At 67.1% G+C, this 24,585-nt stretch carries 22 protein-coding genes and 2 tRNA genes; 16 read left to right on the forward strand and 8 right to left on the reverse strand.

Annotation, left to right across the window (positions count from 1 at the left end):
- The first annotated feature begins 55 nt into the window (after positions 1–55).
- The 12 genes from clpX (at position 56) to PSQ40_RS01155 (ending at position 13,913) form a co-directional block, all read left to right on the forward strand.
- A complete protein-coding gene (gene clpX / locus PSQ40_RS01100; RefSeq protein ID WP_273948071.1) occupies positions 56–1,321 on the forward strand; it encodes an ATP-dependent Clp protease ATP-binding subunit ClpX in 1,266 nt (421 codons plus the stop codon).
- Between the two features lie 126 nt (positions 1,322–1,447).
- Positions 1,448–3,880, forward strand: a complete 2,433-nt coding sequence (lon, locus tag PSQ40_RS01105) for an endopeptidase La (protein WP_273948073.1) — start codon at positions 1,448–1,450, stop codon at positions 3,878–3,880.
- 107 nt (positions 3,881–3,987) lie between these two features.
- Positions 3,988–4,063, forward strand: a tRNA-Gly gene (locus PSQ40_RS01110).
- A 49-nt stretch (positions 4,064–4,112) separates the two neighbouring features.
- Positions 4,113–4,186, forward strand: a tRNA-Cys gene (locus PSQ40_RS01115).
- 337 nt (positions 4,187–4,523) lie between these two features.
- A complete protein-coding gene (locus PSQ40_RS01120) occupies positions 4,524–6,038 on the forward strand; it encodes a tetratricopeptide repeat protein (protein ID WP_273948075.1) in 1,515 nt (504 codons plus the stop codon).
- Between the two features lie 98 nt (positions 6,039–6,136).
- Positions 6,137–6,838 carry a WecB/TagA/CpsF family glycosyltransferase gene (locus tag PSQ40_RS01125; protein ID WP_273948077.1) on the forward strand — a complete coding sequence of 234 codons (702 nt, stop codon included), beginning with the start codon at positions 6,137–6,139 and terminating at the stop codon, positions 6,836–6,838.
- A gap of 23 nt (positions 6,839–6,861) precedes the next feature.
- On the forward strand, positions 6,862–7,932 hold the full coding sequence (locus PSQ40_RS01130; RefSeq protein ID WP_273948079.1) for a GNAT family N-acetyltransferase: 1,071 nt from the start codon (positions 6,862–6,864) through the stop codon (positions 7,930–7,932).
- 328 nt (positions 7,933–8,260) lie between these two features.
- Positions 8,261–9,367, forward strand: coding sequence for an SLBB domain-containing protein (locus PSQ40_RS01135; protein WP_273948081.1), 1,107 nt, complete (start codon positions 8,261–8,263; stop codon positions 9,365–9,367).
- 25 nt (positions 9,368–9,392) lie between these two features.
- On the forward strand, positions 9,393–10,748 hold the full coding sequence (locus tag PSQ40_RS01140) for a Wzz/FepE/Etk N-terminal domain-containing protein (RefSeq protein ID WP_273948083.1): 1,356 nt from the start codon (positions 9,393–9,395) through the stop codon (positions 10,746–10,748).
- A gap of 5 nt (positions 10,749–10,753) precedes the next feature.
- On the forward strand, positions 10,754–11,731 hold the full coding sequence (locus tag PSQ40_RS01145) for a polysaccharide biosynthesis tyrosine autokinase (RefSeq protein ID WP_273948085.1): 978 nt from the start codon (positions 10,754–10,756) through the stop codon (positions 11,729–11,731).
- Between the two features lie 12 nt (positions 11,732–11,743).
- Positions 11,744–13,015 carry an MATE family efflux transporter gene (locus tag PSQ40_RS01150; RefSeq protein WP_273948087.1) on the forward strand — a complete coding sequence of 424 codons (1,272 nt, stop codon included), beginning with the start codon at positions 11,744–11,746 and terminating at the stop codon, positions 13,013–13,015.
- Complete coding sequence (locus PSQ40_RS01155) at positions 13,008–13,913, forward strand: glycosyltransferase family 2 protein (protein WP_273948089.1); 906 nt, start codon at positions 13,008–13,010, stop codon at positions 13,911–13,913. The genes PSQ40_RS01150 and PSQ40_RS01155 overlap by 8 nt, the downstream gene beginning before the upstream one ends.
- Here PSQ40_RS01155 and PSQ40_RS01160 read toward each other — a convergent pair.
- Positions 13,870–15,363 (reverse strand): O-antigen ligase family protein, encoded by a 1,494-nt coding sequence (locus PSQ40_RS01160; protein ID WP_273948091.1) that lies wholly within the window; start codon positions 15,361–15,363, stop codon positions 13,870–13,872. The two genes, PSQ40_RS01155 and PSQ40_RS01160, sit on opposite strands and share 44 nt — an antisense overlap.
- A 48-nt stretch (positions 15,364–15,411) precedes the next feature.
- Positions 15,412–16,653: a hypothetical protein gene (locus tag PSQ40_RS01165; protein WP_273948092.1), complete on the reverse strand. Its 1,242-nt coding sequence runs from the start codon at positions 16,651–16,653 to the stop codon at positions 15,412–15,414.
- Between the two features lie 268 nt (positions 16,654–16,921).
- Between PSQ40_RS01165 and PSQ40_RS01170 the strand changes: the two genes are divergently transcribed.
- From PSQ40_RS01170 to PSQ40_RS01180, 3 genes are all read left to right on the forward strand, one after another.
- Complete coding sequence (locus PSQ40_RS01170) at positions 16,922–17,914, forward strand: glycosyltransferase family 4 protein (protein WP_273948094.1); 993 nt, start codon at positions 16,922–16,924, stop codon at positions 17,912–17,914.
- Positions 17,915–18,131: 217 nt separating this feature from the next.
- Complete coding sequence (locus PSQ40_RS01175) at positions 18,132–19,427, forward strand: hypothetical protein (RefSeq protein ID WP_273948096.1); 1,296 nt, start codon at positions 18,132–18,134, stop codon at positions 19,425–19,427.
- Entirely contained in the window at positions 19,424–20,308 is an 885-nt protein-coding gene (locus PSQ40_RS01180; RefSeq protein ID WP_273948098.1) for a polysaccharide deacetylase family protein, read from the forward strand. Before PSQ40_RS01175 ends, PSQ40_RS01180 begins: the two co-directional genes overlap by 4 nt.
- 207 nt (positions 20,309–20,515) lie before the next feature.
- Here PSQ40_RS01180 and PSQ40_RS01185 read toward each other — a convergent pair whose 3' ends face one another.
- On the reverse strand, positions 20,516–20,821 hold the full coding sequence (locus PSQ40_RS01185; protein WP_273948100.1) for a c-type cytochrome: 306 nt from the start codon (positions 20,819–20,821) through the stop codon (positions 20,516–20,518).
- A gap of 104 nt (positions 20,822–20,925) precedes the next feature.
- On the opposite strand from PSQ40_RS01185, the gene PSQ40_RS01190 reads away from it, so the two are divergent.
- On the forward strand, positions 20,926–21,168 hold the full coding sequence (locus tag PSQ40_RS01190; protein ID WP_273948816.1) for a TIGR04438 family Trp-rich protein: 243 nt from the start codon (positions 20,926–20,928) through the stop codon (positions 21,166–21,168).
- Positions 21,169–21,293: 125 nt separating this feature from the next.
- Here PSQ40_RS01190 and adk read toward each other — a convergent pair whose 3' ends face one another.
- The 5 genes from adk to PSQ40_RS01215 form a co-directional block, all read right to left on the reverse strand.
- The gene (adk, locus tag PSQ40_RS01195; protein ID WP_273948102.1) at positions 21,294–21,950 is read right to left on the reverse strand and encodes an adenylate kinase; all 657 of its coding nucleotides are present in this window, start codon (positions 21,948–21,950) and stop codon (positions 21,294–21,296) included.
- Positions 21,951–22,131: 181 nt separating this feature from the next.
- Positions 22,132–22,911, reverse strand: coding sequence for a 3-deoxy-manno-octulosonate cytidylyltransferase (gene kdsB, locus PSQ40_RS01200; RefSeq protein WP_273948104.1), 780 nt, complete (start codon positions 22,909–22,911; stop codon positions 22,132–22,134).
- Positions 22,908–23,090 (reverse strand): Trm112 family protein, encoded by a 183-nt coding sequence (locus PSQ40_RS01205; RefSeq protein ID WP_273948107.1) that lies wholly within the window; start codon positions 23,088–23,090, stop codon positions 22,908–22,910. The genes kdsB and PSQ40_RS01205 overlap by 4 nt, the downstream gene beginning before the upstream one ends.
- Positions 23,071–24,138, reverse strand: a complete 1,068-nt coding sequence (lpxK, locus tag PSQ40_RS01210) for a tetraacyldisaccharide 4'-kinase (RefSeq protein ID WP_273948109.1) — start codon at positions 24,136–24,138, stop codon at positions 23,071–23,073. Before lpxK ends, PSQ40_RS01205 begins: the two co-directional genes overlap by 20 nt.
- 19 nt (positions 24,139–24,157) lie before the next feature.
- The gene (locus PSQ40_RS01215; protein WP_273948111.1) at positions 24,158–24,583 is read right to left on the reverse strand and encodes an ExbD/TolR family protein; all 426 of its coding nucleotides are present in this window, start codon (positions 24,581–24,583) and stop codon (positions 24,158–24,160) included.
- Positions 24,584–24,585 lie beyond the last annotated feature (2 nt).

Below are 24,585 nucleotides of genomic sequence, written 5' to 3' on the forward strand. Positions count from 1 at the left end.
ACGCCGTTTTTTATTTCGCTATCATCTAGCACTACGCGTTACAAGGCATTCCGACATGGCCGAGAAAAAAGGCTCCTCCAGCGAAAAAACCCTCTACTGCTCCTTCTGTGGCAAGAGCCAACACGAAGTGAAGAAGCTGATCGCCGGACCATCGGTTTTCATCTGCGATGAATGCATTGATTTGTGCAACGAGATCATCCGCGACGAATTGCCAGCGACCGAAGTGGGCCGCGAGGCCCGCGGTGATCTGCCGACGCCGGTGGAGATCAAGGCCAACCTCGACAACTACGTGATTGGCCAGGAAGTTGCCAAGCGCACCCTCGCGGTCGCGGTGTACAACCACTACAAGCGCCTGCGCCACAAGGAAAAGGGCGTCAAGGACGAGGTCGAACTCTCCAAGAGCAACATCTTGCTGATCGGCCCCACAGGGTCGGGCAAGACCCTGTTGGCCCAGACCCTGGCCCGCATGCTGGATGTGCCCTTCGTGATGGCCGACGCCACCACGCTGACCGAAGCCGGTTATGTGGGTGAGGACGTCGAGAACATCGTGCAGAAGCTGCTGCAAAGCTGCAACTACGAGGTCGAACGTGCCCAGCGTGGCATCGTCTACATCGACGAAATCGACAAGATCTCGCGCAAGTCCGACAACCCCTCGATCACGCGTGACGTGTCGGGTGAGGGCGTGCAGCAGGCCTTGCTGAAGCTGATCGAAGGCACCATGGCCAGCGTGCCCCCGCAAGGCGGGCGCAAGCACCCGAACCAGGACTTTTTGCAGATCGACACCACGAACATTTTGTTCATCTGTGGTGGTGCGTTTGCGGGCATCGAGAAGGTGATCGAGAACCGCACCGAAGCCTCGGGCATCGGTTTCGGCGCCACGGTGAAGAGCAAGAAGCAGCGCAGCTTGACCGACATGTTCGGCGAGATCGAGCCCGAAGACCTGATCAAGTTCGGCCTGATCCCCGAACTGGTGGGCCGCATGCCCGTGGTGACCACGCTGGCCGAGCTGACCGAAGACGCCTTGGTGCAGATCCTGACCGAGCCCAAGAACGCGCTGATCAAGCAGTACAGCAAGCTGCTCGCCATGGAGGGCGTGGACCTCGAGGTTCGGCCTGCTGCGCTGCAGGCCATCGCCAAAAAGGCGCTGGCCCGCAAGACCGGTGCCCGTGGCCTGCGCTCCATCCTCGAACACGCCTTGTTGGACACCATGTACGAACTGCCCAACGTCTCGAACGTTGAGAAGGTGGTGGTGGACGAGTCCACCATCGATGAGAACAAGCCCCCGCTGCTGGTCTACCACGAAGCAGCGAAGAAGGCTTGAGCGCATTGCCTGGCCACCCCGCCGTGACGCCCGGATGGACGCCGCCCGCCGCTCAGCCTCGTGCTGAGGGGCGGGTTGAAATCTGCCGTTTGCGGACCATATTCACCAGGTAACCAAAGGATTTTCATGTCCGGACAAGCTTCCCTGCCTGCCAGCCCCCTTGACCTGCCGCTGTTGCCGCTGCGCGATGTGGTGGTGTTTCCCCACATGGTGATACCGCTGTTCGTGGGTCGCCCGAAAAGCATCAAGGCCCTCGAACTCGCGATGGAGGCCGAGCGCCGCATCATGTTGGTGGCCCAGCGCACCGCGGCCAAAGACGAGCCGTCGGTCGCCGACATGTTCTCGGTCGGCTGCGTCTCCACCATCTTGCAAATGCTCAAGCTGCCCGACGGCACCGTCAAGGTGCTGGTTGAAGGCCAGCAGCGCGCCACCGTCGAGAAGATCGACGACGCCGAGACCCACTTCACGGCCACCGTGCTGCCCCTGAGCCCGGCCGAGGCCGAAGGCGCCAAGGCCAGCGAGATCGAGGCCCTGCGCCGCGCTGTGATGCAGCAGTTTGACCAGTACGTCAAACTCAACAAGAAGATCCCGCCCGAGATCCTGACCTCGATCGCGAGCATCGACGACGCCGGTCGCCTGGCCGACACCATCGCTGCGCACCTGCCGCTGAAGCTGGACAACAAGCAAGCCGTGCTGGATCTGGCCAGCATCAAGGACCGCCTCGAGAACCTCTACGAGCAACTCGAGCGCGAGGTCGACATCCTCAATGTCGACAAAAAGATCCGCGGCCGCGTGAAGCGCCAGATGGAGAAGAACCAGCGCGACTTCTACCTCAACGAGCAGGTCAAGGCGATCCAGAAGGAACTGGGCGAAGGCGAAGAGGGCGCGGACATCGAGGAAATCGAGAAGCGCATCAAGCTCGCCAAGATGCCCAAGGAGGCGCTGAAGAAGGCCGAGAGCGAGCTCAAGAAGCTCAAGCTCATGTCGCCCATGTCGGCCGAGGCCACTGTGGTGCGCAACTACATCGACGTGCTGATCGGTCTGCCCTGGAGCAAGAAGACCAAGATCAAGCACGACCTGGGCAATGCCGAGAACGTGCTCAACGAAGACCACCATGGCCTTGAAAAGGTCAAGGACCGCATCCTCGAGTACCTCGCGGTGCAGCAGCGTGTGGACAAGGTCAAGGCGCCGATCCTGTGCCTGGTGGGCCCGCCGGGCGTGGGCAAGACCTCGCTGGGGCAGTCGATCGCCAAAGCCACAGGCCGCAAGTACGTGCGCATGGCGCTGGGCGGCATGCGTGACGAGGCCGAGATCCGCGGGCACCGCCGCACCTACATCGGCGCTTTGCCGGGCAAGGTGCTGCAGAGCCTGACCAAGGTGGGCACGCGCAACCCGCTGTTCCTGCTGGACGAGATCGACAAGCTGGGCACGGACTTCCGGGGTGACCCGTCGAGCGCGCTGCTCGAGGTGTTGGACCCGGAACAGAACCACACCTTTGGCGACCACTATGTTGAAGTCGACTACGACCTCAGCGATGTGATGTTCGTGGCCACCTCGAATTCGATGAACATCCCGCCGGCCCTGCTGGACCGCATGGAAGTCATCCGCCTGTCGGGCTACACCGAGGACGAAAAAACCAGCATCGCACTCAAGTACCTGCTGCCCAAGCAGATGAGCAACAACGGCGTCAAGGACAGCGAACTGCTGGTGACCGAAGAGGCCGTGCGCGATGTGGTGCGTTACTACACCCGTGAGGCCGGTGTGCGTTCGCTCGAGCGCGAGCTCTCCAAGATCTGCCGCAAGGTGGTCAAGGCCCTGTTGCTCAAGAAGATGACGCCGCAGGTGGTCGTCAACGGCGAGAACCTGCATGAGTTCCTGGGCGTGCGCAAGTACACCTATGGCCGTGCCGAGCAGCAGAACCAGGTCGGCCAGGTCGTGGGTCTGGCGTGGACCGAGGTGGGCGGTGACCTGCTGACCATCGAGGCCGCGATGATGCCGGGCAAGGGCGTGATCACCCGCACCGGTTCGCTGGGCGATGTCATGAAGGAATCGGTCGAGGCGGCCCGCACCGTGGTGCGCAGCCGTGCCCGGGCCCTGGGCATCAAGAACGAAGTGTTCGAGAAGAACGACATCCACATCCACGTCCCCGACGGCGCCACCCCCAAGGATGGCCCGAGCGCTGGGGCGGCGATGGCGACTGCCTTCGTCTCGGCCATGACGGGCATCCCGGTGCGTGGCGATGTGGCCATGACCGGTGAGATCACCCTGCGTGGCGAGGTCACGGCGATCGGTGGGCTCAAGGAGAAGCTGCTCGCCGCCCTGCGCGGTGGCATCAAGACCGTGCTGATCCCTGAAGAGAACGTCAAGGACCTGCAGGAGATCCCCGAGAACGTCAAGAACGGTCTCGAGATCGTGCCGGTGCGCTGGATCGACAAGGTGCTGGAAGTGGCGCTCGAGCGCCAACCCGTGCCGCTGACCGACGAAGAGGTGGCCGCCGCCGCTGCGGCGCCGGCTGTGGCGGCCACGCAGGCTGGCCCATCCGACGGCCTCAAGCACTGAGGTGGAGCGCCTGGGCCGTTCACTTTTTGCGGGTGGACGGCCGAGGGCCTCCAAAATGGCGCTATAATTTAAATCTCATGACAACATCGCACGGTGTTGTTGAGAATGCGGGAATAGCTCAGTTGGTAGAGCGCAACCTTGCCAAGGTTGAGGTCGAGAGTTCGAGACTCTTTTCCCGCTCCAGATTTCCAGAAGAGGGCGCTCAGCGCCTCTTTCAGTGGCAACCCCACACGGCGCGATAGCAAAGCGGTTATGCCCCGGATTGCAAATCCGGTTAGTCCAGTTCGACTCTGGATCGCGCCTCCAAAACAACACCTCGCACAGCCCGGTTCGACCGGGCTTTTTTTCGTCCCGCCCGGGGCGGGCGGCGGGGTTCTTGTGGCGGCACCCGGCGGGCGGGACCACGCCACCGGCCCCCGACGGGCCCCGAAACGGCATCTGCCCAATCGTTCACATTTATTGACTTTCGCCGCCCTGGTGAAGTTGAAAAAATGTGTAAAAATTGTCCTGCTAAGCTTCTCGGGCTGCGGTCCACCGACGCTTTTTAATCAGTTTGCTGTTGATCCCTGTGACGCAGCCGATTGCCGTGCGCAGGGTTCGTTTCGACCTGCGTTGTTTCATCTTCGATCCGGAGTTCCAACCCATGAGAATGCCTGTGATGCTGGGTGCCGCCTTGGTGGCACTTGCCTGTGGCATTCCGGCGGCGGGTCAGTCCCCGAGCGCGGTGGCGGTGACCCCGGAGTTGAAGGGGCGGCTCGACGCCCTGATCGCGGATGGCAGTTACAACGACGCCCTGGCCTTGATCGAGAAAGTGGAGCGCCAAGGGGCCTTGCCGCCGGACATGCAGCTCAAGCGCGGCATCGTGTTGATGCAGCTTGGCGACACCGACGAGGCCCGCAAGGTGTTTGAACGCCTGCGCGATGCCTACCCCCAGCAGGTCGCGCCCTATGTCAACCTGGCGGCCATCCATGCCCGCAACGACGACCTGGAGTCTGCCCGCGAGGCCCTGACCCGCGCCACGGCCGTGGCGCCCCAGCAGGCCAGCCATCACGAAAGCCTGGGGCGCATCCACCTGGGTCTGGCCTGGAAGAGCTTCAAGCTGGCGGCCGAACTCGATCCGAACCGCCAGGCGCTGTTGCGCAAAAACCAGGCCATCGAAGCCTTGATCCGTGACTCGGCCAACGGGCCGGTGGCCGCGCGCGCCGCCACGACCACCGCCGCCAGTCCGGCACCGACAACGCCCGCGGCGCCTGCGCCCGCTGCAGCGTCGGCTCCGGCCCCGGTTCCTGCGGCGGTGGCAACCCCCACGCCCGTGGCGGGCCGCTCGGCGGCGACATCGGCGGTGACGGTTGCGCCGCTGGCCCCAATGCCCGCACCGGTGGCCAGTGTCCCTGCAGCCAACCCAACCAGCCCAGCCGGCCCGCCCGCCGCAGAGGCCGACCGCAAGCCGGCTCTGGCCGCGCCCGCTCCGCTCACTGCCACCAAAGTGACCCTGCTGGGCTCGGTGCCTGTGGGCACCCGTGTGGCCGCGGCCCCATCGCCGTCGCCGCTGCCTTCACCGTCCCCAGCCCCGACCCCGGCCCCCGCGTCGCCGCCACCCGAGGTGGCGCCCGCCGCGGCCACGGGCACGCCAGCAGCCAAGTCGGCGCCGTCGGCGGCCGCAGCCGCCAGCGCGGGGGCGGCGCCTGCGGCACCGTCCTTGTGGTCGGAGATCGCCACCACCCGTTCGCGAGAAGCGCTGCCCGCAGATCCCTTGCCCGGGGCTGCGGTGCCATCCGAGGCGCAGGCCCTGTGTCCTGTTCAGTCCCGGGCCGCTTGTGCGCAGGCCCTGGCCGCCCTCGAGGCTTGGCGCAACGATTGGCGTCAGCGTTCGATCGAGGCCTACGGCGCCCATTACGCGAACAGTTATGTGGCGCCGGGTTTCAAAACCCGGGGCCAATGGCTGGCCTATAAAAAACGAGTTTTCGAAGAGGCTGGTTTCATTGACGTGTCATTGAAACTCCTCAGTGTCAAAAAGGTCGGGGAGCATCGTTTCAGTATTTCGGCAGAGCAGCGTTACAGCTCGGCCAAATACAGGGATCAAACCAAAAAGCGTTTCGTGCTGTTGATGGATGCAGGTCAATGGCGAATCACGTCAGAACAAAAAGACGAAACCTAGCATTCATTCATCGCGACATGCCCTCAGATAACGTTCCTGCACCCGTGCGATTGTTCGGGCTTGATTTACTGCCGCTGAATTTTCAACAGTCGACCGATTTGCTGTTGCATGCGGCGGCCACCAAAGGCCCCAAGGTGGTGGTGACCACCAATGTGGACCACGTCGTGCGCTTGAGCCGTGATGCCGAGTTGAAGGGCCTGTACGCCACAGCGGACTACACCTTTGCCGATGGCATGCCGGTGGTCTGGACCAGCCGCTGGTTTGGCAAGCCGCTGCCGTCGCGTGTGACGGGGGCCGATTTGTTCGTGGCCCTGTGCCAGAACAGCATCCAGACCGGCCAGCGCGTTTATGTGCTGGGCGGGCGTCCCGGTCAGGAGCAATTGCTGCTCGATCGCTATGCCAAGCGTTTCCCGGGGCTGGATGTGGTGGTGCGTTGCCCGCCGATGAACTTTGACCCGCGTGGCCCCGAGGCGGCGGCGATCGTGGCCGACATCCGGGCCTGCCGACCGACTTTCATCTTTGTCTGCCTGGGCTTCGAGAAGCAAGAGCGCTGGGCCCTGCGCCATGTTCGCCAGCTCGAGTCGGGGGTCATCGTCTGCGTCGGGGCGGCACAAGAGTTTGCCCTCGGCCTCAAGCGCCGTGCGCCGCGCTGGATGCAGGACTCGGGCCTGGAATGGTTCTGGCGTCTGACGTCGGACCCGATCCACCTGTGGCGTCGCTACCTGCTGCAGGCCCCGGTCTTTTTGTGGTTGGTCTGGCAAGAGCGCAGCGTGCAACGCCAGCTCCGCGCCGGGCGCTGAGCGCCTGATTGCCCCCTTTGACCTTGAAGATCTCCACCTTCCCAGCCCAGGAACTGAGCGACGACCTGTACCGCCGCTGGCAGGCCGTGGCCGCCAGCCGCCCTGAGCTGGGCAGCCCGTTCTACCAACCCGGCTTTGCCCGCATCATCGCGCAGCAAGGCATCGACCTGCAACTGGCGGTGATCGAAGAGGGCGGACGCGAGCGGGGCTTCTTCCCGTTCCACCGCGACCGCTGGGGGCGCCTGTCTTCGGCGGGCTTGGTGCTCAATGATTACCACGGGGTGGTGCTCGAGCAGGGCATGGCGCTGGACGCCGAGGCGCTGTTGCGCGCCTGCCGCGGGCGCTATTTTGCGTTTGATCACCTGCCGCTGAGCCAGGCCACTTTTGCGGACCATGTGCGCTTTGAAAGCCACTCTCCGGTGATGCACCTGGAGGGCGGCATCGAGGCCTACCGCCGACGCCTGGCCGCCCGGGCGGGCAAGAATTCCGCGGGTATCTTTCAGTCGGTGGGCAATGCGCGGCGCCGCCTGGAACGGGACCATGGCCCCTTGCGGCTGGAATTGCAAAGCCGCGATCCCCGGGCGTTCCAACGCCTGATCGAGTTGAAATCGCAGCAGTTCCGCAGCACCACCGGCCTGGACCCGATGAGTTGGCCCTGGTTGCGCGGCAGCTTGGACCAGGTGTTTGAAACCGATGAGGGCCCGTTCGCGGGCCTGTTGTCGGTGCTGTACGCCGGCGACCAATTGGTGGCTTGCCACCTGGGTTTGCGGCAGGCCGAGCAGTGCCACATCTGGTTCATCACCTACGACCCGGCGTTCTCGGCGTATTCGCCCGGACTCCTGTTGTTGATGGGCATGGCCGAGGCGGCGCAAGGCGCGGGTTTGACTTTGTTTGACCTCGGGCGTGGTACCCAGCCCTATAAATTGCGCTTTCAAACCGGCGCCATTCCCCTGGGCGAAGGCGCTGTTTCTCGGCCGGCTTGGTTGGCCCAGGCGGCCCTGGCCAAGACTGCCCAAAAACGCTGGTTGAAGACTACAATTTTGGGGCGGGTCTGGCGATCGGGCAAAAGCCTGATCCACCGAAGTCCGTCTTGAGCCCGCTTGTCCGCCCTGTTGACCTCGGTGTTTTTGTCGATTTTTTGAACCCGGTGCATTTGAAGTGTCGACTTCCATTCAAAGCGCCGCTGAGAATCAAACGTCCATCCAGAGTGGCCATTGAATGAATTTTTCGTTGTCTCGTCGGTTGGTGAAATCAGGGAGCGTGTTGGCACTGTGCTGGGGCCTTGCGCAGGGGCTCGTCTCGGCCGCGCCCCTGGTTTCCAATCTGCCTTTTGAGCTGGCCTGGGACACCCCCAACGCCAGCGGCGAGGCGGTCCCTCGGCCGGTGCGTGCGCCCGCGGTGCTGACCCCTGAGCCTGCGCCGATGTCCCCGCCCGCTGTCCGCCCTCGCCCCGCTGCGACGGTGGCCAACCCGCCTGCGGCCCCGGCATCGCCTGTCGCTTCGGTGCCTTCTGCACCAGCCTCACCCACCCCGCGCGCTGGGGTCGCCCAGCCGGTCAAGCCGCTGGCGGCCAGCGCCGCCACGCCCACGCCCACACTGGCGCCGTTGGCCGGGCCCGCCACAGGCGCGACCACCGCCCCGATGGTGGCTCCAGTGGCCACCCCGGTGGCCCCGCCCGCCGTTGCGGCCCCGGCCGCTGCGCCCGTGCTGGCCCCCGAGGCCTTGGCCAGGTCCGCGCCTGCCCAAGCCGCTGCCCCGTTGGCGGCAGGCACGGCCGCGATCGGAGCGGGCGATGTGCTGCAGGTCACGGTGTTTGGCCAACCCGACATGTCCGCCGAGGTGTCGGTCACCGAAAGCGGTGAGGTGACCCTGCCCCTGATCGGCCTGATTCGCCTCGCGGGCTTGTCCTCGTCGGATGTCGAGAAGTTGGTGGCGCGCCGCCTGCGCGAGCGCGAGTTCCTGCTCAACCCCGAGGTCTCGGTCACGGTGCGGCAAAACCGCAGCCAGATGGTGTCGGTGCTCGGCGAGGTGGTGCGGCCGGGGCGTTACCCGATTCAGGGGCGCTTCACGGTGCTGGACCTGCTGGCCACGGCCGGTGGCCTGACCCCCAAGGCCGACGCGGTGGTGTTTTTGCTGCGCAAGAGCGACGAGCGCGCCTCGGGCGGCGGTACCGGCGCGGGCGCGGAAGCCCAGCGTGTGCGCATCCCGATCCGGCTGGACCGCGTCAACCAACCCGACCGCAGTTCGCTGGACCTGGTGCTGAGCAACGACGACATGGTCTATGTGGGCCAGCAGAAGTTTTTCTACATCCTGGGCGAGGTGCGCCGACCCGGCAGCTACCCCATGGAGCCCGACCTCAACGTGATGCGCGCACTGTCGATCAGCGGTGGCGTGACGGAGCGCGGTTCGATGAACCGCATCAACATTCACCGCCAGGCCGACGCCCCGAACGGGCGTGAACTGGCCCCACGCCTCACGGATGCCGTGATGGAGGGCGATGTGATTTACGTGAAAGAACGCATCTTCTGATGCCCCGGCCTGACCCGAACACGCGATGAACCATTTTCCGGTTGGACTGACCCTGAACCAGCTGGGGGCCATGCTGAAGTTTCGTCTGCCGACGATCTTCCTGGTCACCCTGGTGACCATGCTCGCCACGGCCACGGCGGTGCTGCTGATCCCCAAGACTTACACCTCGTCGGCCGAGCTGTTCATTGAGTACCGCGTCAACGACCCCATCAGCGGGCGTCAGTTCCCGGCCATGCTCGACGAAAGCTACCTGCTGACCCAGGTGGACATCATCCGCAGCAACGAAGTGATTGACCGGGTGATTGACACGCTGCGCCTGATGGACAAACCCGGCGCCGAGAAAAGCCGCCAGCTGCTGCGCGAGCGCCTGAGCAAGAACATCGAGATCCAGTTGCGCCGCTCGAGCCGCATTGTCGAGCTGCAGTACTCCGACCTGTCCTCCGAGGGCGCGCGCGACTTTCTCGACGCGCTGATCAAAGCCTACATGGACATCAACGTCGAGATCAGCGTGGCCCCGGCGCGGGCCCGGCTGGAGCAATACAACGCCCAGCTCAAGCTGCTGCGCGAAGAGATCGACGGCATCCAGAACAAGCTTACCGAGTACCAGCAGAAGGCCCAGATCGTCGACACCGACGAGCGCCTGGACAACCGCTCGCGCCAGCTCGGCGAGCTGTCTACCAAGCAGCTGCTGCTGCGCACCCAGCGCCAGGAGTTCGAGGCCCGCATGCGGGCCCTCGACGTGATGATCAACTCGGGCAACGAGGTGCCTGAGGTGCCTGAAATCGCCCAGCAGCCGCGGGTGGCCGAACTCAAGTTGCGCCTGTCGGACCTGGAGCGTCGCATCGGTGACCTGTCCGCCACCTACGGCAAGATGCACCCCAAACTGGTGGCCCTGCAAGACGAGCGCGCCGTGCTGGTCGAACGCCTCAAGCGCGAGGCCAAGGCCGCTTTGCAGGGCATCCGCCTGGAGGGCATGCGGCTGGCCGACCAGGAGCGCGCCCTGGGCCGCAGCATGGACGAGCAACAGCGCTCGGTGCTCGAAGCCAAGCGCCACCGCGACGTCATCAGCTCTTACCAGCGCCAACTCGAAAGCGCCCAGCGCGTCTACAACACCGCGGTCGCCAAATACGACGAAATCCTGATGCTGGGCACCGTCAACGGCACCAGCCTGTCGGTGCTGCGCAAGGCCGAAGCCCCGCTCAAGCACGCCAAGCCGCAGATCACCAAGAGCGTGCTGATGTCGATCCTGGTGGGCCTGGTGCTGGGCCTGGGCTTGTCCTTCCTGCTTGAAATCGCCGTGCGGCGCCTGCGCTGCCTGGAAGACATGGAGCGCGGCCTGGGCCTGCGCCTGTTCGGCCAGATTGGCAAGTCCACGGTCTGAATCCCATGAAATTTGAACCTTTACTCGAGTCGCAGGCTGCCCCGGTGCCCCCGGTGATGAGCAGCGACCGCATGGGCGAGCTGTTCATCCAGTCGGGCCGCCTGACACGGGCCCAGGTGGATCAGATCATCCAGTTGCAGGACCAGTCGCAGCTGCGTTTTGGCGAGGCCGCCGTTCGCCTGCAGTTGCTCAGCGAAGGCGAGATCCAGGCCGTACTGGCCCAGCAGTTCAACTACGTCACGGCGTCCGATCTGCGCCTCGGCCAGGACCCGGGTTGCCCGCTGCCCATCGCCAACGCGCCCTACAGCCCCGAGGCCGAGGCGATCCGCCGCATCCGCTCCGAGCTGCTGCTGGAAGGGCGTGATCTGAGCCCATTGCAGGTGGCGGTGGTCAGCCCGGGCTCGGGGGAGGGACGCACCTACCTGGCGGCCAACCTGGCGTTTTCATTTGCCCAGGTGGGCAAGCGCACCCTGCTGATCGATGCCGATTTCCGCTCGCCCAAGGTGCACGGTTACTTCAGCATGAACAACAAGAAGGGCCTGTCGGGCGTGCTGTCCGGGCGCAGTGCCATCACCCTCGATGTGATGACCATGGTGCTGCCCAACCTGTACGTGCTGCCCGCGGGGCCGCTGCCGCCGAACCCGCTCGAAATCCTGCAGGACCCCAACCTGTCGAAGTTGATCCAGCAACTGTCCCACGACCTCGATGTGGTGGTGGTGGACACGCCCGCCTCGATGGACTCGTCGGACGGCAAGGTGATTGCGCGCCAGGTGGGCGCCGCGCTGGTGGTGGGGCGTGAGCACCACACCCGCATCGCCGAACTGCGCGAGACGGTGGAGGCCCTGCAGTCGGTGGGCGTGCGGGTGTTTGGCACGGTCTACAACCGCTACGACGCGCGGTATGCCGCCGGGACCACCACGGTCCGCGGTCTGCGTTGGTGGCCTGCGGCCTGGCGCTGGCCGTTTCGCCGCGCACCGCGCTAGCAGGGTGGCGGCTTGTCGGGAAAGCCTTTCTGGACCCATTCGCTGCTGTCCATCGTTGATCAGGTGCTGCTCAGTGGCCTGAACTTCGCGGTGGGCATGTGCCTGATTCGCTTCGGTACCAAGAGCGACTACGGCCTTTACTCGCAACTTTTTGCCGCTGGTTTGCTGGCGGTCGGCGTGCTCGAGGCCCTGATCGGCAGCCCGTTGACCACGCTGGCGCCCCAGATGAGCGCGGCCCAGCAGGCGGTGGCTATCCGGCGCCTGCTGCGTTTCCAGGCCCTGGGCGGTGCCCTCTTGGGGGGCCTCATGGGGGCCGGCTCGGCCTGGGTGGTGGCCACCCAGGTGCCCGAGGTGTCGGCCTGGCCGGTGGGGCTGGCCTTTGCGCTGTTCATTGTCGCCACCACCTTGCGCGAGTACCGGCGCACCGTGTGGTTCATCCAGGCGGACCTGCCCAGCCTGCTGCGCAGCGACGGGGTGTACGTGCTCACCGCGCTGGCCGGGGGCGGCCTGTTGATCCTGACCGATCAGGCCAATGCCGCCCACGTGCTGCTCACCCTCAGCGTGGCGCATGGCCTGGCCTGGTGGGCGGGCCGCGCCCCAGCCCCGGTGCCCCCGGACACCGCCCCCGAGCCCTGGCGCCACACCTTGGCCCAGATCTGGGACAAGGGCCGTTGGGCGGTGCCGGGCACGGCCGTGGGCTGGCTGGGCAACTACAGCTTTCTGTACCTCGCGTCGGCCCTGTCCGGCGTCGAGGCCGCGGCCGAGGTCAGCGCCTCGCGCCTCTTGCTGGTGCCGGTGGGCCTGATGGTGGTGGCCTGGTCACGCGTGGCCCGGCCGGTGGCGGGGCGCTTGATCCACGCGCGCGACTGGTCCGGGCTGAACCGCCTGGGCTGGCGTTCGCTGGGCGCCATTGAGCTGCTCTCCCTGGCCTACATCGGTGTGCTGTTGCTGGGCCTGCCCTGGCTGCAAACCCATGTGCTGGGGGCCAAGTACCAGGGCATCAACACCCTGGTGCTGGCCTGGGGGGGCTACTTTGTGGTCAGTGTGGCGCGCACCATTGCCACCACCTGGCTGGTCAGCATCGGGGCGTTCCGTCAGTTGTTCATCGAAGGCGCGGTGGTGGTGGTGGTCATGCTCGCGGTGGCCAGCCTGTTGATCCCGCGCTGGGGGGCCTTGGGGGCGGTGCTGGCCCTGATCGTGATGGAGACGGTGGATACCGTGCTGCTGCTGGTCTTGCTGCGCCTGCAACGCCAGCGTTTGAACCGGGAGGCGGTCCATGGCTGACATCAGCGTCTGCGTTTGCACCTTCCGCCGGCCCCAGATGCTGGACGCCTTGCTGCACCGTTTGGCGCAGCAACAGTGCGCCCCCCGCGAGATCGTGGTGGTCGACAACGACCCGGCGCACAGCGCCAGGCCGGTGCTGCAAGCGTGGTCGCAGCGCCTGCCGTTGCGCACTGTGCATGTGCCGCAACCCAACATCGCCGAGGCCCGCAATGCCGCCGTGGCCCAGGCCCGTGGCGAGTGGCTGGCCTTCATTGACGACGACGAAGAGCCCGGTCCCGACTGGCTGGCCCTGCTGGTCCAGACCCAGGCGGCGACCGGCGCCGATGGGGTGATGGCGCCGGTGCTCGCGCGTTACACCGAGGCAACGCCCGACTGGATGCGCGAGGGCGGTTTTTTCGAGCGCCGCCGCTTTGCCACGGGCACCCCGATCTACACCGAGGATTCGCGCACCGGCAACGTGCTGCTGCGGGCGTCGATGGTGCGCTCGCTGGCGGGCCCGTTTGACCCGGACTTTGGCCGCTCTGGCGGCGAAGACACCCTGTTCTTTTCGCTGCTGCACCGCGCGGGCCACCGTTTTGTTTGGTGCGATGAGGCCACGGTCAGTGAAGAGGTGCCCGCCGACCGCGCCCGCCCGGGCTGGATCCTGCGCCGGGCCTACCGCGGTGCGCAGACCTTTGTGCGGGTGGAGCTTTACCCCCTGGCGGGCCTGCGCCGCGGCCTGCGCGCCCTGGGCCTGGGGGCCCGGGCCCTGGTGCAATTGGGCGTGTCCTTGTTGCTGGCGCTGGGGCACTGGCCGCGCTCGCGGGTGCGGGCGTTTTTCTGGCTGCGCACGGCCTGTGCGCAGTGCGGCAAGCTCAGTGCCCTGGCGGGCGCTCGCTATTTGGAGTACCGGGCCTGAAGCCGTTCTGCGCCGCCCAGGCGGTTGGCGCGGGGCCTGGGCCTGGGCTCGGGGCCGTGGCAGGGCGCCCCAGCAGGGCGGCCTGTTGGTGGCGGCGCAACGAGCTGTTGACCGCGATCGAGGAGAAGATCACCAGGATCGCGAGGAAGTTGACCCCGCGCAGGAACGAGCTTTCGGTGGCGTTGTGCACCAGGATCACCGCGATCAGCGCCCCATGGAACGCGGCCTCGCTGGCGTCAAAGCGGGACAGTCGGTACAGGCTCAGCAGGTGGTAGACGAGGAAGCCCGTGAACAGCAGCAGGCCCATGCCCCCCAGCTCGTTGAGCACGTCGAGGTAGCCGTTGTGGGCCTGGAACGGCACCCAGTACATGTGGTCGATGATGGGCTGTGAGGCACTGCCCTTGCCGAGCCAGAACGCACCGTAGCCGATGCCTTGCCAGCGGTGGCGGTCAATTTCCTGCAGCACCAGGTCCCAGATCTCGAAGCGACCGCTGATGTCGGTGCTCTTGCCCAGCAGATCGGCGACGGGCTTGAAGAACTCGTCCCAGGTCGGCAGCCGGCCCTGCACCACATAGAGCGCATGCAGGTAGACCACCAGCAGGCAGGCCAACACCACCAGCACCCGGCTGGTGACAAACTCGCTGGCCACGTACTTCCAGCGGAACAGCAGAAAGAAGCCAATCCCCATCACCGTCACCAACAAGCTGGTGGTGCTCTTGGACATCACGAGGTTGACACCACAAAAGCCCAGCATCAGCACGAACAGCAGCGCGCTGAGCCGCGTCTTGGGGGTGCAGAACAGGGCCACCCAGGCCATCGCGGCAAAGGCGTTCAGGATGCCGTAGTTGTTCTTTTGGTCGGTCACGCCGCGCCAGGCACCGCCTTGCCAGGCCCCGTTGGCGATGCCGGTGTATTCGATCGCGATGTCCGGGATCAGCACCACCGCGAACAGCGACGCCACCTGGAACAGCAGCAGCGTGCCCACGGTCAGCTTGAGCCAGCGGGTGTGGCTCATCTCGCTGACCTGAAAGGCCACGCCAATCATCAGCAGGCCGCCGAACTGGATGACCTTTTTCATCGTCACCAGCGGCAGCAGTGACCAGCTGATGTTGAGCAGGCAGTAGACGAACAGGGCAAGCAAAAAGGGGTTGAGCCCGCTGACCACCGCCTGGAAGCGCAGGAAGCGGCGCAGGCACACCACCCCCGCAATCAGGAACAGGCTGCTCCACTGCAACTGGATGATGAAGTTGCCGTCACGCAGGTTGGCTTCGCCTTCGTTGCCAAAGTCCCAGGACAGACCGGCCGGCAGCAAAGCCCAGGACAGGCTCAGCACCATCAACAGACTGGTCAGCCAGTGCTCCAGCCCGCGTTCCGCCAGCGAGTCGGGCCCCAGGGGGCGCGCGCTGTTGGGCGCCTGGGGCGCAGAGGGGTCCGGGAAGAGGGCGGCCATGTCAGAAAGAGGGCGTGGCGGTCAGGCGGTGGGCAGCGCTGGGGCGGCTCAGGGCAAGGGCGCCGGTTGCGCGAAATAGGCTTTGGACAGGGTCTTGAACTGCCCCCCATCGGTGCGCAGCGTGGTCTGGCTGCGCTCGCCCGGGCTGAACACCACCCCCACGCCGCCAGCGGCCACCAGCTCCTGCGGGTGGGTCAGAAAATAGCGCACCCGGTTGTCGCGCCATGGCGGACTGCTGCTGGGTTTGGCCGCGGGCACCCCGAGCGGGGTCTGCCACCAGAGCAGGGGTTTTTGCAGGCCCTCGAAGTAGCGCCGGGCTTCGGCGAAATGTTGGTGGAAGGTCTGGCTGTTGCTGGGGTTGGCATTGCTGTCGTCCCAGTACCAGTGGCGGCCATTGCGCACACAGGCGGCGGCGCGGTTCTGGGCCTCCATGCAGCCTGCGTCACGGTCCTGGGTCTGCATCACGACAAAGTCCGCCTGGCCGGCGCCCAGCCTTTGCATGTAGGCCACGTCGGTGGCCTTGAGGTCGTCGAACATCGACGGCGGAAACCCCACCAGGGTGCGCGGGGCATGGGTGCGCGCCGTGCGGATCAGGCAGGCGGCGACGCCGGCCACGGTGTCGGCCAGGCCTGCGCAGTCCGGGTTTGGGTGGACCAGGGCGGGCATGCGGTGGGGGTCGGCCTGGGCGCGCTGGGTGTAGCCCCAGAAGTCGGGCTCCAGGTTGACCAGCACCGGTCGGCCATAGCGGCCCAGCTTCTGGAACAGCAGCCGCACCTGGTTCCAGTACGGGGTCATGAAGGTCGGGTCGGTCAGGCCACTGAGGTTGCTGTCGCCCCGGGCGGCCATCTGGTAGAGCGTGAACATGGGCACGGCGCCGACCATCTCGGCGTGTTGGATCACGATGTCCACGTAGGCGCCCGAGGGGCTGTTCCAGCTCAGCCAGGAGTCGGTGCCGACCCCGTTCAGGTATTGGTCGTAGATGTCGGGCGACAGGTTCTGCCCCAGCACCGTGCCGGTGTCGGTGGTGCCCACCCCCACCAGCAGGCGGCGTGGTCGCCCCAGGGCCTGGGCCAGGGCCCCGGGCCGCTGGGCCAGGGGCAGGGCGTCCAGGTTGAGCGCGGGACTGGCGCTTTTGCTGCTGGCGCCGGCTTTGTCCGCCGTGCGGCTGGCTTTGTCCTGGGGGCCCGTCGCCTGGGCCAGGGCGAGCTGAGCGCCCAGCAGCCAACACAGTCCCAGGCCCGCCAGGCTGCGGGTTGCGCGCCAGCCGGCCGCCAGTTTGCTTTGTTCCATGGCAAGTGTCTCGATCAGGAGAGGGGCCGCGCCGATGGGCGGGGCCGGTGGCGTGGCAGGTCCCCTGGACACCGCCACTTTCAATGGTTGCAAATTATGCCGCTGGGGGCGACAGGCGCCGGCCTGGCCCGTGAAATAGGTCCGATTTGAAATTTTGAGCGATTCGTTCAGGTTTTATCATTCAGGCTGTCGCACCTCGAATCAGCCTGGGAGGGTCTGATGGGTCGCGCGCAGTTTCAGGCCCGATGTGAGCGCCTCCCAGACCACCATGAAGTGGCATGTCCTGACCCCGTTTTTGCAGTCCCGCCACGAAGCCTGGATGACCGAGGGCCTGGTGCGCCACGAGTTCAACATCGTGCCCGCCCACTACGAACACGACCCGCTGCGGGCGCGGGCCACCGTGGGGCATTGGGCCGATTTTGTGCGCCAGACCGCCCGGGCCCACCGCGAATCCCGCCGCCATGAGGGCCTGCTGACCGCCTTCCCCCCGTTGGCCCTGACCTCGGCGGCCCTCAAGCGCGTCACGTTCCGCCGGGGGCCCCTGGTGGCCTGGACCTTCAACCTCGGCGAGCTGTATGGGGGCTTGAAGCAAACGCTGGCCCGCCAGGTGGCGGGGGCCGTCGACGTGTTCGTGGTGCACTCGCGCCAGGAGGTGGCCCGGTACAGCGCCTGGCTGGGCCTGCCCGAGGACCGATTTCATTACGTGCCTTTGGGCCGTGACCTGCAGGCCCCCTGGCTGGACGAAGACCGCGAGCGCCCCTTCGTGCTGGCCATGGGCTCGGCCAACCGCGACTGGGCCACCCTGCTCAAGGCGGTGGAGCGCCTGGGCTTGCGCACCGTGATCGTGACCCCGCCGCGCACCTTGAAAGGCCTGCACCTGCCCCCTCAGGTCGAGCTGCTCTCGGGTCTGAGCCTGCAAGAGTGCCGCGTTTTGTGTCAGCGGGCCACGCTCAATGTGGTGCCGATTGCCAACCTGCAGACCGCGTCGGGCCAGGTGGCCCTGACCGAAGCCATGATGATGGGCCGGGCCGTGGTGGCCACCCGTTGCCCGGGCACCGAGGACATCGTGCGCGACGGCGACACCGGCTGCCTGGTGCCGGCGGGCGACCCCGGGGCGCTGGCGGAACAACTGCAGGCCCTGTGGCACGACGCGCCCCGCCGGGCACGGTTGGGGGCCGCGGCACGGGACCATGTGCAGACCCACCTGTCGGTGGCCGCCGAGTGCGCGCAGATGCAAGCCGTGCTGGACCGCTGGGCTTGAGGGAGGCGGGGGCTTTGAGTCGGACCGCGCCGCATCGCCCGGCCTGGGTTGCGGCGGGGGCGCCACAGTGGGCGGCCGCGCGGTGCGATGGGCGGTGGCTTTTGTTTTTTGAACGGTGTCTTGGGGCCCCGAGGCCCGATAATGGGGCGCCGTGGCGTGGCGTCTGAGGGCGCTTCCTCCCAGCGCTACCCAGGCTGATTCACTGCACACATTGCCCATGCCCTTCACGACCCGCTTGCTTCCTGCCCGCTCCCCCAAGCTGCGCCTGGGCGCGCTGGGCGCGCTGGGTGTGGCCTGGGGCGTGGCCTGGGGCGTGGCGACACCGGCCCAGGCGGTGGTCGAGGTGGCGGTGCAGCTCGATTCCTCGTGGGCCAGTGACAGCAACCCGCTGCGCCTGGCCGACAGCAACCCGGCGGCCAACCCGGTGCAGGGGCGCCAAAGCGACAGCCTGATGTCGGTGGACGCGCGCGCGGCCTTGATCACGCCGCTGTTGTCCGACAGCACACGGCTCGAGATCACCGCCAGCCAGGGCCGGCGCCAGTACCGCCAGCAAAGCCAGCTCAACCACCAGGCCCAGCAGTTCGAGGCGCGCCTGCTCTGGGAGGCCACGCCCCTGCTGCGCGGCCGCGTGAGCTACGCCACCGATGAGCGCCTGTACCAGCCGCAGAACTCGGTGCAGGTGGTGCGTGACCTGGTGCGCCAGCAGACCACCGGCTCCGAGGTGGCACTGCGGGCCACGCCCGAGCTCGAAGTGCCGCTGACGCTGGAGCGCGTCTCGGTGCGCCACGACGCCGCGCAGAACCAGTACCTGGACCGCAATGACAACGCGGTGCAGTTGGCCCTGCGCCACCAGTCGCCGCTGGGCTCGACGCTGACCGTGGGGCAGCGGCGCCTGTCCGTCGACTACCCCAACCGCAGCCCGGCCGATGTCGCGGTGCTGGACGACCGCTACCGCGATCAGCTGAGCTTTGTCGAGGTGGACTGGGTCTACAGCCCGCTGACCCGGCTGGGGGGCCGCCTGGGCCACCTGCAGCGCAGCTACCAGAACCTGGGGCCCAACAACTTCAGCCTGATGGTGGGCAACCTCAGCGCGGGTTACCAGTTCTCGCCGATGAGCCGCGTCGATGTGGAGTGGTTCCGTCAGGTCTACGACTCGGCCACGCCGTCCACGCTGTACTACCTGGCCAGTGGGGTGCGCCTGGGCCTGGGGTGGCGCTGGACGGAGCTGACCCGCCTGCGCCTGCTGGCCAACCACGAGCGGCAGCAGAACCAGCCCGGCCAGCTGGGTGGTCTGCCCAGCCAGCCCGACAACCTGCGCACCCGCCTGGGGGCCAGCCTGGACTACAGCCTGGCGCGCGGCTGGCGCGCCTACGTCGAAGGTTCACGCGACCGCTTTGTCAGCGTCAACGGCGGGGCGGCCATCGCCCAGAACGTGGTGCGCCTGGGCTTGGAGTACACCTACGAAAGCCTGGCTGGCACCGCCGAGCGTGGGCGCCTGGGGCGCCGGCCATGAGCCCCGCATCGCCACGGGACGGGCACCGCCCCGAGGGCCAGCGCCTGGCGACCTGCGCCCTGCACGCAGGGCCCGAGCCGATGACGGCGCCTGGGCCTGCACGGCTGCCGCGTGCCGGGTTGGGGCCCTGGCTGGGCACAGCCAACCGCTGGTTGGCGCGCCGGGTGGCCCGGCGGCCCCTGGCCTGGGGGGCGGGTCCCGGGGTGGTCAGCCTCAGTTTTGACGATGCGCCGGCCAGTGCCTGCCGTGAAGGGCGCGACATCCTGGCCCATGAAGGGGCGCTGGGCACCTGGTACATCGCTGGCGGGCTGACCGACCAGTGGGAGCAGGGCCACCGTTGCCACGCCGTGCGGGACCTGCAGCGCCTGGCGGCGCAGGGGCATGAGTTGGGCTGCCACACCTTTTCGCACCAGCCGGTGACCGGGCTGAGCCTGGCCGCCCTGCGCGAGGAGTGGGCCCGCAATGCGCGCTTTTTCACCGACACCGTGGGCGTGGCCGCGCCGCGCCATTTTTCGTTTCCGCTCGGCGACTATGGTCTGCTGAGCAAGCCCCTGGCCGCCGCAGGCTTTGAGTCGGTGCGGCTGACCCGGCCGGGGATCCACCGGGGGCATGCCGACCTCACGGGCCTGCACGCCCAGGCCCTGTACGACGGTGGCTTGTCGGCCGCCGAGTTGCAGGCCCAGATCGAGGCCACGGCGGCCTCGGGCGGCTGGCTGATCCTCTACACCCATGCGGTGTCCGATCAGCCCGGGCCCTGGGGCTGCACGCCGGCCCAGCTGGCGCAGGCTCTGCGGCTGGCGCGCCAGGCCGGTTGCCTGTTGCTGTCGGTCGGGCAGGCGATCGCCCATTTGCGGACCCGAGGCGCAGCGCCGTCGGCCTGAACCTTGACGGGCCTCCGGGGCCCGCCCACCGGGGGCGCCCGGGGCGGTGAGGGGGTGAAGACGGGGGAGGATCGAGGGCGGTCACCCGCGCACAAAAAAGCCCGACCCGTTGACACAGGTCAGGCTCCTTGAGGCGCCCCCGCCCAGCGCCCACAGGGGCTGGCCGAGGCGGTGACACGCGAGGCGCCGAGGCGCCTCCGCCGTCGATCACTTCTGGGTCAGCACCCAGGCCGCCAGCTTCTTGGCTTCGGCTTCATTCACCTGGGCGTTGGCGGGCATGGGCACCGGACCCCACACGCCCGATCCCCCCTTGATGATCTTGGTGGCCAGCTTGTCGGCCGCGTCTTTTTGACCGGCGTACTTGGCAGCCACTTCTTTGTAGGACGGGCCCACCACTTTCTTGTCCACGGCATGGCAGGCCATGCAGTTCTTGGAGGTGGCCAGGGCCAGGTCGGCCATGGCGGGTGCGGCAGCCGACAGCGTCAGAGCGAGGGTCAGGAGGGTGCGTTTCATCATGGTCTCTGGTGGGGTTGAGTTACATTGTCTTGCAGGAATTGTAGTGGGCTCCGGCACGGCGTGCTGACGCCCTGAGGGTAATCCTGACATGGGGGCGCGTGATGGTTTTTTTGGGTTTGGGCCTGTTGTTGTTGACGCTGAAATACCTGGAACTGGGGCCAGTCGCACTGTGGAGTTGGTACGTGGTGCTGGCCCCGTTTGGCCTGGCCGCGCTGTGGTGGGCCTGGGCGGATTCGTCGGGCTACACCAAGCGGCGGGCCATGGAGAAGCTGCAAAAGCGCAAGCAGGACCGCATCGAGAAACAAAAAGACGCGCTGGGCCTGGGCGTGCGCAAACGCCGCTGAGCGCAGGGTCCGACGCCGCCCTGCCGCCGCCTGCCGGGGCGGGTGCCGTCGTCGGGTGAAGTCGCTGCTTTGGGCACAAAAAAGCCGCTTCGAGAAGCGGCTTTTGAGCGGGGCGGGGCGGCTGATCAGCTGCTCAGGGCCTCGAAGGCACGGGCCGTGATGGCGTCGACGCCGCCGATGCCACTGATGGCGCGGTACTTGGGGGCCGCGGCCGGATCGGCCTTGGCCCAGTTGCCGTAGTAGTCCACCAGCGGGCGGGTTTGGGCGCTGTACACCTCCAGGCGTTTCTTGACGGTTTCTTCCTTGTCGTCTTCGCGCTGGATCAGGGCCTCGCCGGTCACGTCGTCCACGCCTTCGACCTTGGGCGGGTTGAACTTGACGTGGTAGGTGCGACCCGATGCCGGGTGCGAGCGGCGGCCGCTCATGCGCTCGATGATGGCTTCAAAGGGCACATCGATTTCGAGCACGTAGTCGAGCTTGACGCCGGCCGCCTTCATGGCGTCGGCTTGGGGAATGGTGCGAGGGAAACCGTCGAACAGGAAGCCCGAGGCGCAGTCGGCTTGGGCGATGCGTTCCTTGACCAGGTTGATGATCAGCTCGTCGCTGACCAGACCGCCGGACTCCATCACGGCCTTGGCTTGCAGACCCAGCGGGGTGCCGGCCTTCACCGCAGCGCGCAGCATGTCGCCCGTGGAGATCTGGGGAATGCCATATTTCTGGCAGATGAACGTGGCTTGCGTGCCTTTACCCGCGCCTGGCGCGCCCAGCAGAATGAGTCTCATGGATGTCCTCGGAGGATGGTGTCAAATCAGCCGGCACCGCTGGCTACGCGCAAGGGGCCGTGGCAGGCCCGGGTAGACGCAGTGCTCAATTTGATCCAGAGGATAGCATGGCAAGCCCTGCGTCATCCTTACGCAGGTGACAAAGCGATGACGACTGCGGCGCTGCGCAGCGCGACCGGTCTCAGGCGGGCGCCTGGGCCAGCAGGCTGCGCACGCGGGCGAGGTCTTCCGGCGTGTCCACGCCGGGGCCTGGTGCTTCGGCGCTGACGTGAACGGCAATGCGGTGGCCATGCCAGACGGCACGCATTTGCTCCAGGGACTCGAGCACCTCGAGTGGCGCCTGGGGCAGCCGCGGGAAGGCCCGCAGGAAACCCACGCGGTAGCCGTAGATGCCGATGTGGCGCAGCGGCTGCAGGCCCGCGGCGGCACCTGCGGTGCTGGCCCACCAGGCCTGCCCGGCCTGGTCGCGCGAGTGGGGGATGGGGGCTCGGCTGAAGGTCAGGGCCAGGCCTTGGGCGTCCAGCACCACCTTGACCACGTTCGGGTTGTTGAACTCGGCCAGCGATTCAATCGGGTGGGCCGCGGTGCTCATGCTGGCGTGCGGGTGGCGGGCCAGCAAGCCGGCCACGGCGTCGATCAGCGCCGGCTGGATCAGCGGCTCATCGCCTTGCACATTGACCACCACGGCATCGTCGGGCAAGCCCAGCAGGTCGCAGGCCTCGGCCAGGCGGTCGCTGCCGGACGGGTGGTTGGCACGGGTCAGCAGCGCTTCGACCCCATGGGCCTGGCAGGCCTGCACGATGCGCGGATCGTCCGCGGCCACCACGGTGCGTTGGGCCTGGCTGCGGGCTGCCTGCTGGGCCACACGCACCACCATGGGCCGCCCCGCGAGGTCGGCCAGGGGCTTGTCGGGCAGGCGGCTCGAGGCCATCCGCGCCGGGATCAACACCGTGTAGCTCACAGACCCAGTTCCTCGTCGCTCAGGGGGCGGGCCTCGTTTTCAAGCAGGATCGGCAAGCCGTCGCGCACCGGGTAGGCCAGCCGTGCGCTGTGCGAGACCAGTTCCTGGCGGACCGGGTCGAAGGTCAGAGGGCCCTTGGTGACAGGGCAGACCAGCAGTTCAAGAAGTTTGCTGTCCATGCGGAGTGGGTGAAGGTGAGGGGGGAGCCGGAGGCAGCGATGATAGCGCCGCGGCCAGTCGCGGCTGCAAGTCGGCCCAGAAAGCTGGTTCGGGCTCGAACACCAGCGGCACGGCCCAGGCCTGTGGCCAGTGCGGCCAGAGCTTGTGGGCGTCCTTTTCGGTGCACAGCCACAGCTCTTCGGGCGCGCCGGCCGGGGGCAGGCCCTGGCCAAAGTCGTGGTGGTCGGGCAGCGCGGTGCAGCGGGCCAGCGGCAGGCCGGCGGCGCGCAGCATGTCAAAAAAGCGGTTGGGTTGGGCGATGCCCGCCAGCGCATGCAGCGGATGGCCGCGCAGCGAGGCCAAGGGGCGTTGCTCACCCAGCCGGTTCACCGCCTGCGCGGCCAGCCGGCGTTGGGCGCGGTAGCCAGCAAAGGCAGGTTGCTCACCGGTGTGCAGGACCAGGTCCACCGGCCGGGGCCAGGCTTCGCGCAGCGGCCCGGCGGGCTGCAGCCAGCCATTGCCCACCCCCCGGTCGTCGAACACACAGAGTTCGATGTCGCGCTGCAGGGCCAGGTGTTGCAGCCCATCGTCGCACACGATGACCCGGGTGGCGGGGTAGGCGGCCAGCAAGGCGCGCGCGGCCTCGGCGCGGCGCCGCGCCACAAACACCGGGGCCCCTGTGCGGCGCTGGATCAGCAGCGGCTCGTCGCCGACCTCGGTGGCCAGGCTGTGGGCTTGCACCTCGCGGCAGTCCCGGGTGTGGCGACCATGGCCACGCGACACCACGCCCACCGCCAGGCCCTGCTGGCGCAGCCGTTCCACCACGGCCAGCACGGTTGGCGTCTTGCCGGCACCGCCCGCCACCACATTGCCGACCACCAGCACCACGGCGGGCACGCGTTCGCTGCGCAGCCAGCCGCGCCGGTACAGCCCGCGCCGCAGCGCCACCAGGCCGCCAAGCACGGCCGACACCGGCCACAGCAGGCGGGGCACCCAACCACGCCGCTGCCACTGGCGCAGCAAAAAGGCCTGGCCGTGATCGGACGGTGGGGGGGGCGTGTCGGCCATGGGGCGGCGCTTCAGCGCCTCAGCGCGCTTTGGCGCCCGCGGGCGTCTGGGTGGCGAAGGTGACCTGGCTCAGGCCGATGCGGCGTGCCGCCTCCATCACCGTGATCACCGATTGGTGGCTCGCATTGGCGTCGGCGCTGATGATCACGACCGACTCGCGCCCGCCTTTGGCGGCCTCGGCCAGGGCCATGCCCAGGGCCTCGCTGCCTGGCCCTGCCGGCACCTTGTTGATGGCGTAGCGGCCGTCGCTGGTGACGCTGACGATCACTTCCTTAGGGTGGTCACGCTGGGTTTCCGCCTCGGCCTCGGGCAGGCGCAGCTGCAGCTCGGTGAACTTGCTGTAGGTGGTGGAGAGCATCAGGAAGATCAGCACCACCAGCAACACATCGATGAAGGGGATCAGGTTGATCTCGGGCTCTTCCTGGCGGCGCGGGCGAAAGTTCATGG

The sequence above is a fragment of the Curvibacter cyanobacteriorum genome (assembly GCF_028649475.1).
Classification (GTDB): domain Bacteria; phylum Pseudomonadota; class Gammaproteobacteria; order Burkholderiales; family Burkholderiaceae_C; genus Curvibacter; species Curvibacter cyanobacteriorum.

Excerpts from the sequence above, each read along its gene's own strand:
- PSQ40_RS01120 (WP_273948075.1), top strand. The coding sequence starts at position 4,524 with ATGAGAATGCCTGTGATGCTGGGTGCCGCCTTGGTGGCACTTGCCTGT.
- PSQ40_RS01140 (WP_273948083.1), top strand. The coding sequence starts at position 9,393 with ATGAACCATTTTCCGGTTGGACTGACCCTGAACCAGCTGGGGGCCATG.
- PSQ40_RS01215 (WP_273948111.1), bottom strand. The coding sequence starts at position 24,583 with ATGAACTTTCGCCCGCGCCGCCAGGAAGAGCCCGAGATCAACCTGATC.
- adk (WP_273948102.1), bottom strand. The coding sequence starts at position 21,950 with ATGAGACTCATTCTGCTGGGCGCGCCAGGCGCGGGTAAAGGCACGCAA.
- lon (WP_273948073.1), top strand. The coding sequence starts at position 1,448 with ATGTCCGGACAAGCTTCCCTGCCTGCCAGCCCCCTTGACCTGCCGCTG.
- PSQ40_RS01205 (WP_273948107.1), bottom strand. The coding sequence starts at position 23,090 with ATGGACAGCAAACTTCTTGAACTGCTGGTCTGCCCTGTCACCAAGGGC.
- clpX (WP_273948071.1), top strand. The coding sequence starts at position 56 with ATGGCCGAGAAAAAAGGCTCCTCCAGCGAAAAAACCCTCTACTGCTCC.
- PSQ40_RS01170 (WP_273948094.1), top strand. The coding sequence starts at position 16,922 with ATGAAGTGGCATGTCCTGACCCCGTTTTTGCAGTCCCGCCACGAAGCC.
- PSQ40_RS01165 (WP_273948092.1), bottom strand. The coding sequence starts at position 16,653 with ATGGAACAAAGCAAACTGGCGGCCGGCTGGCGCGCAACCCGCAGCCTG.
- PSQ40_RS01160 (WP_273948091.1), bottom strand. The coding sequence starts at position 15,363 with ATGGCCGCCCTCTTCCCGGACCCCTCTGCGCCCCAGGCGCCCAACAGC.
- PSQ40_RS01190 (WP_273948816.1), top strand. The coding sequence starts at position 20,926 with ATGGTTTTTTTGGGTTTGGGCCTGTTGTTGTTGACGCTGAAATACCTG.
- PSQ40_RS01145 (WP_273948085.1), top strand. The coding sequence starts at position 10,754 with ATGAAATTTGAACCTTTACTCGAGTCGCAGGCTGCCCCGGTGCCCCCG.
- PSQ40_RS01135 (WP_273948081.1), top strand. The coding sequence starts at position 8,261 with ATGTCCCCGCCCGCTGTCCGCCCTCGCCCCGCTGCGACGGTGGCCAAC.
- lpxK (WP_273948109.1), bottom strand. The coding sequence starts at position 24,138 with ATGGCCGACACGCCCCCCCCACCGTCCGATCACGGCCAGGCCTTTTTG.
- PSQ40_RS01180 (WP_273948098.1), top strand. The coding sequence starts at position 19,424 with ATGAGCCCCGCATCGCCACGGGACGGGCACCGCCCCGAGGGCCAGCGC.
- PSQ40_RS01185 (WP_273948100.1), bottom strand. The coding sequence starts at position 20,821 with ATGAAACGCACCCTCCTGACCCTCGCTCTGACGCTGTCGGCTGCCGCA.
- PSQ40_RS01155 (WP_273948089.1), top strand. The coding sequence starts at position 13,008 with ATGGCTGACATCAGCGTCTGCGTTTGCACCTTCCGCCGGCCCCAGATG.
- PSQ40_RS01175 (WP_273948096.1), top strand. The coding sequence starts at position 18,132 with ATGCCCTTCACGACCCGCTTGCTTCCTGCCCGCTCCCCCAAGCTGCGC.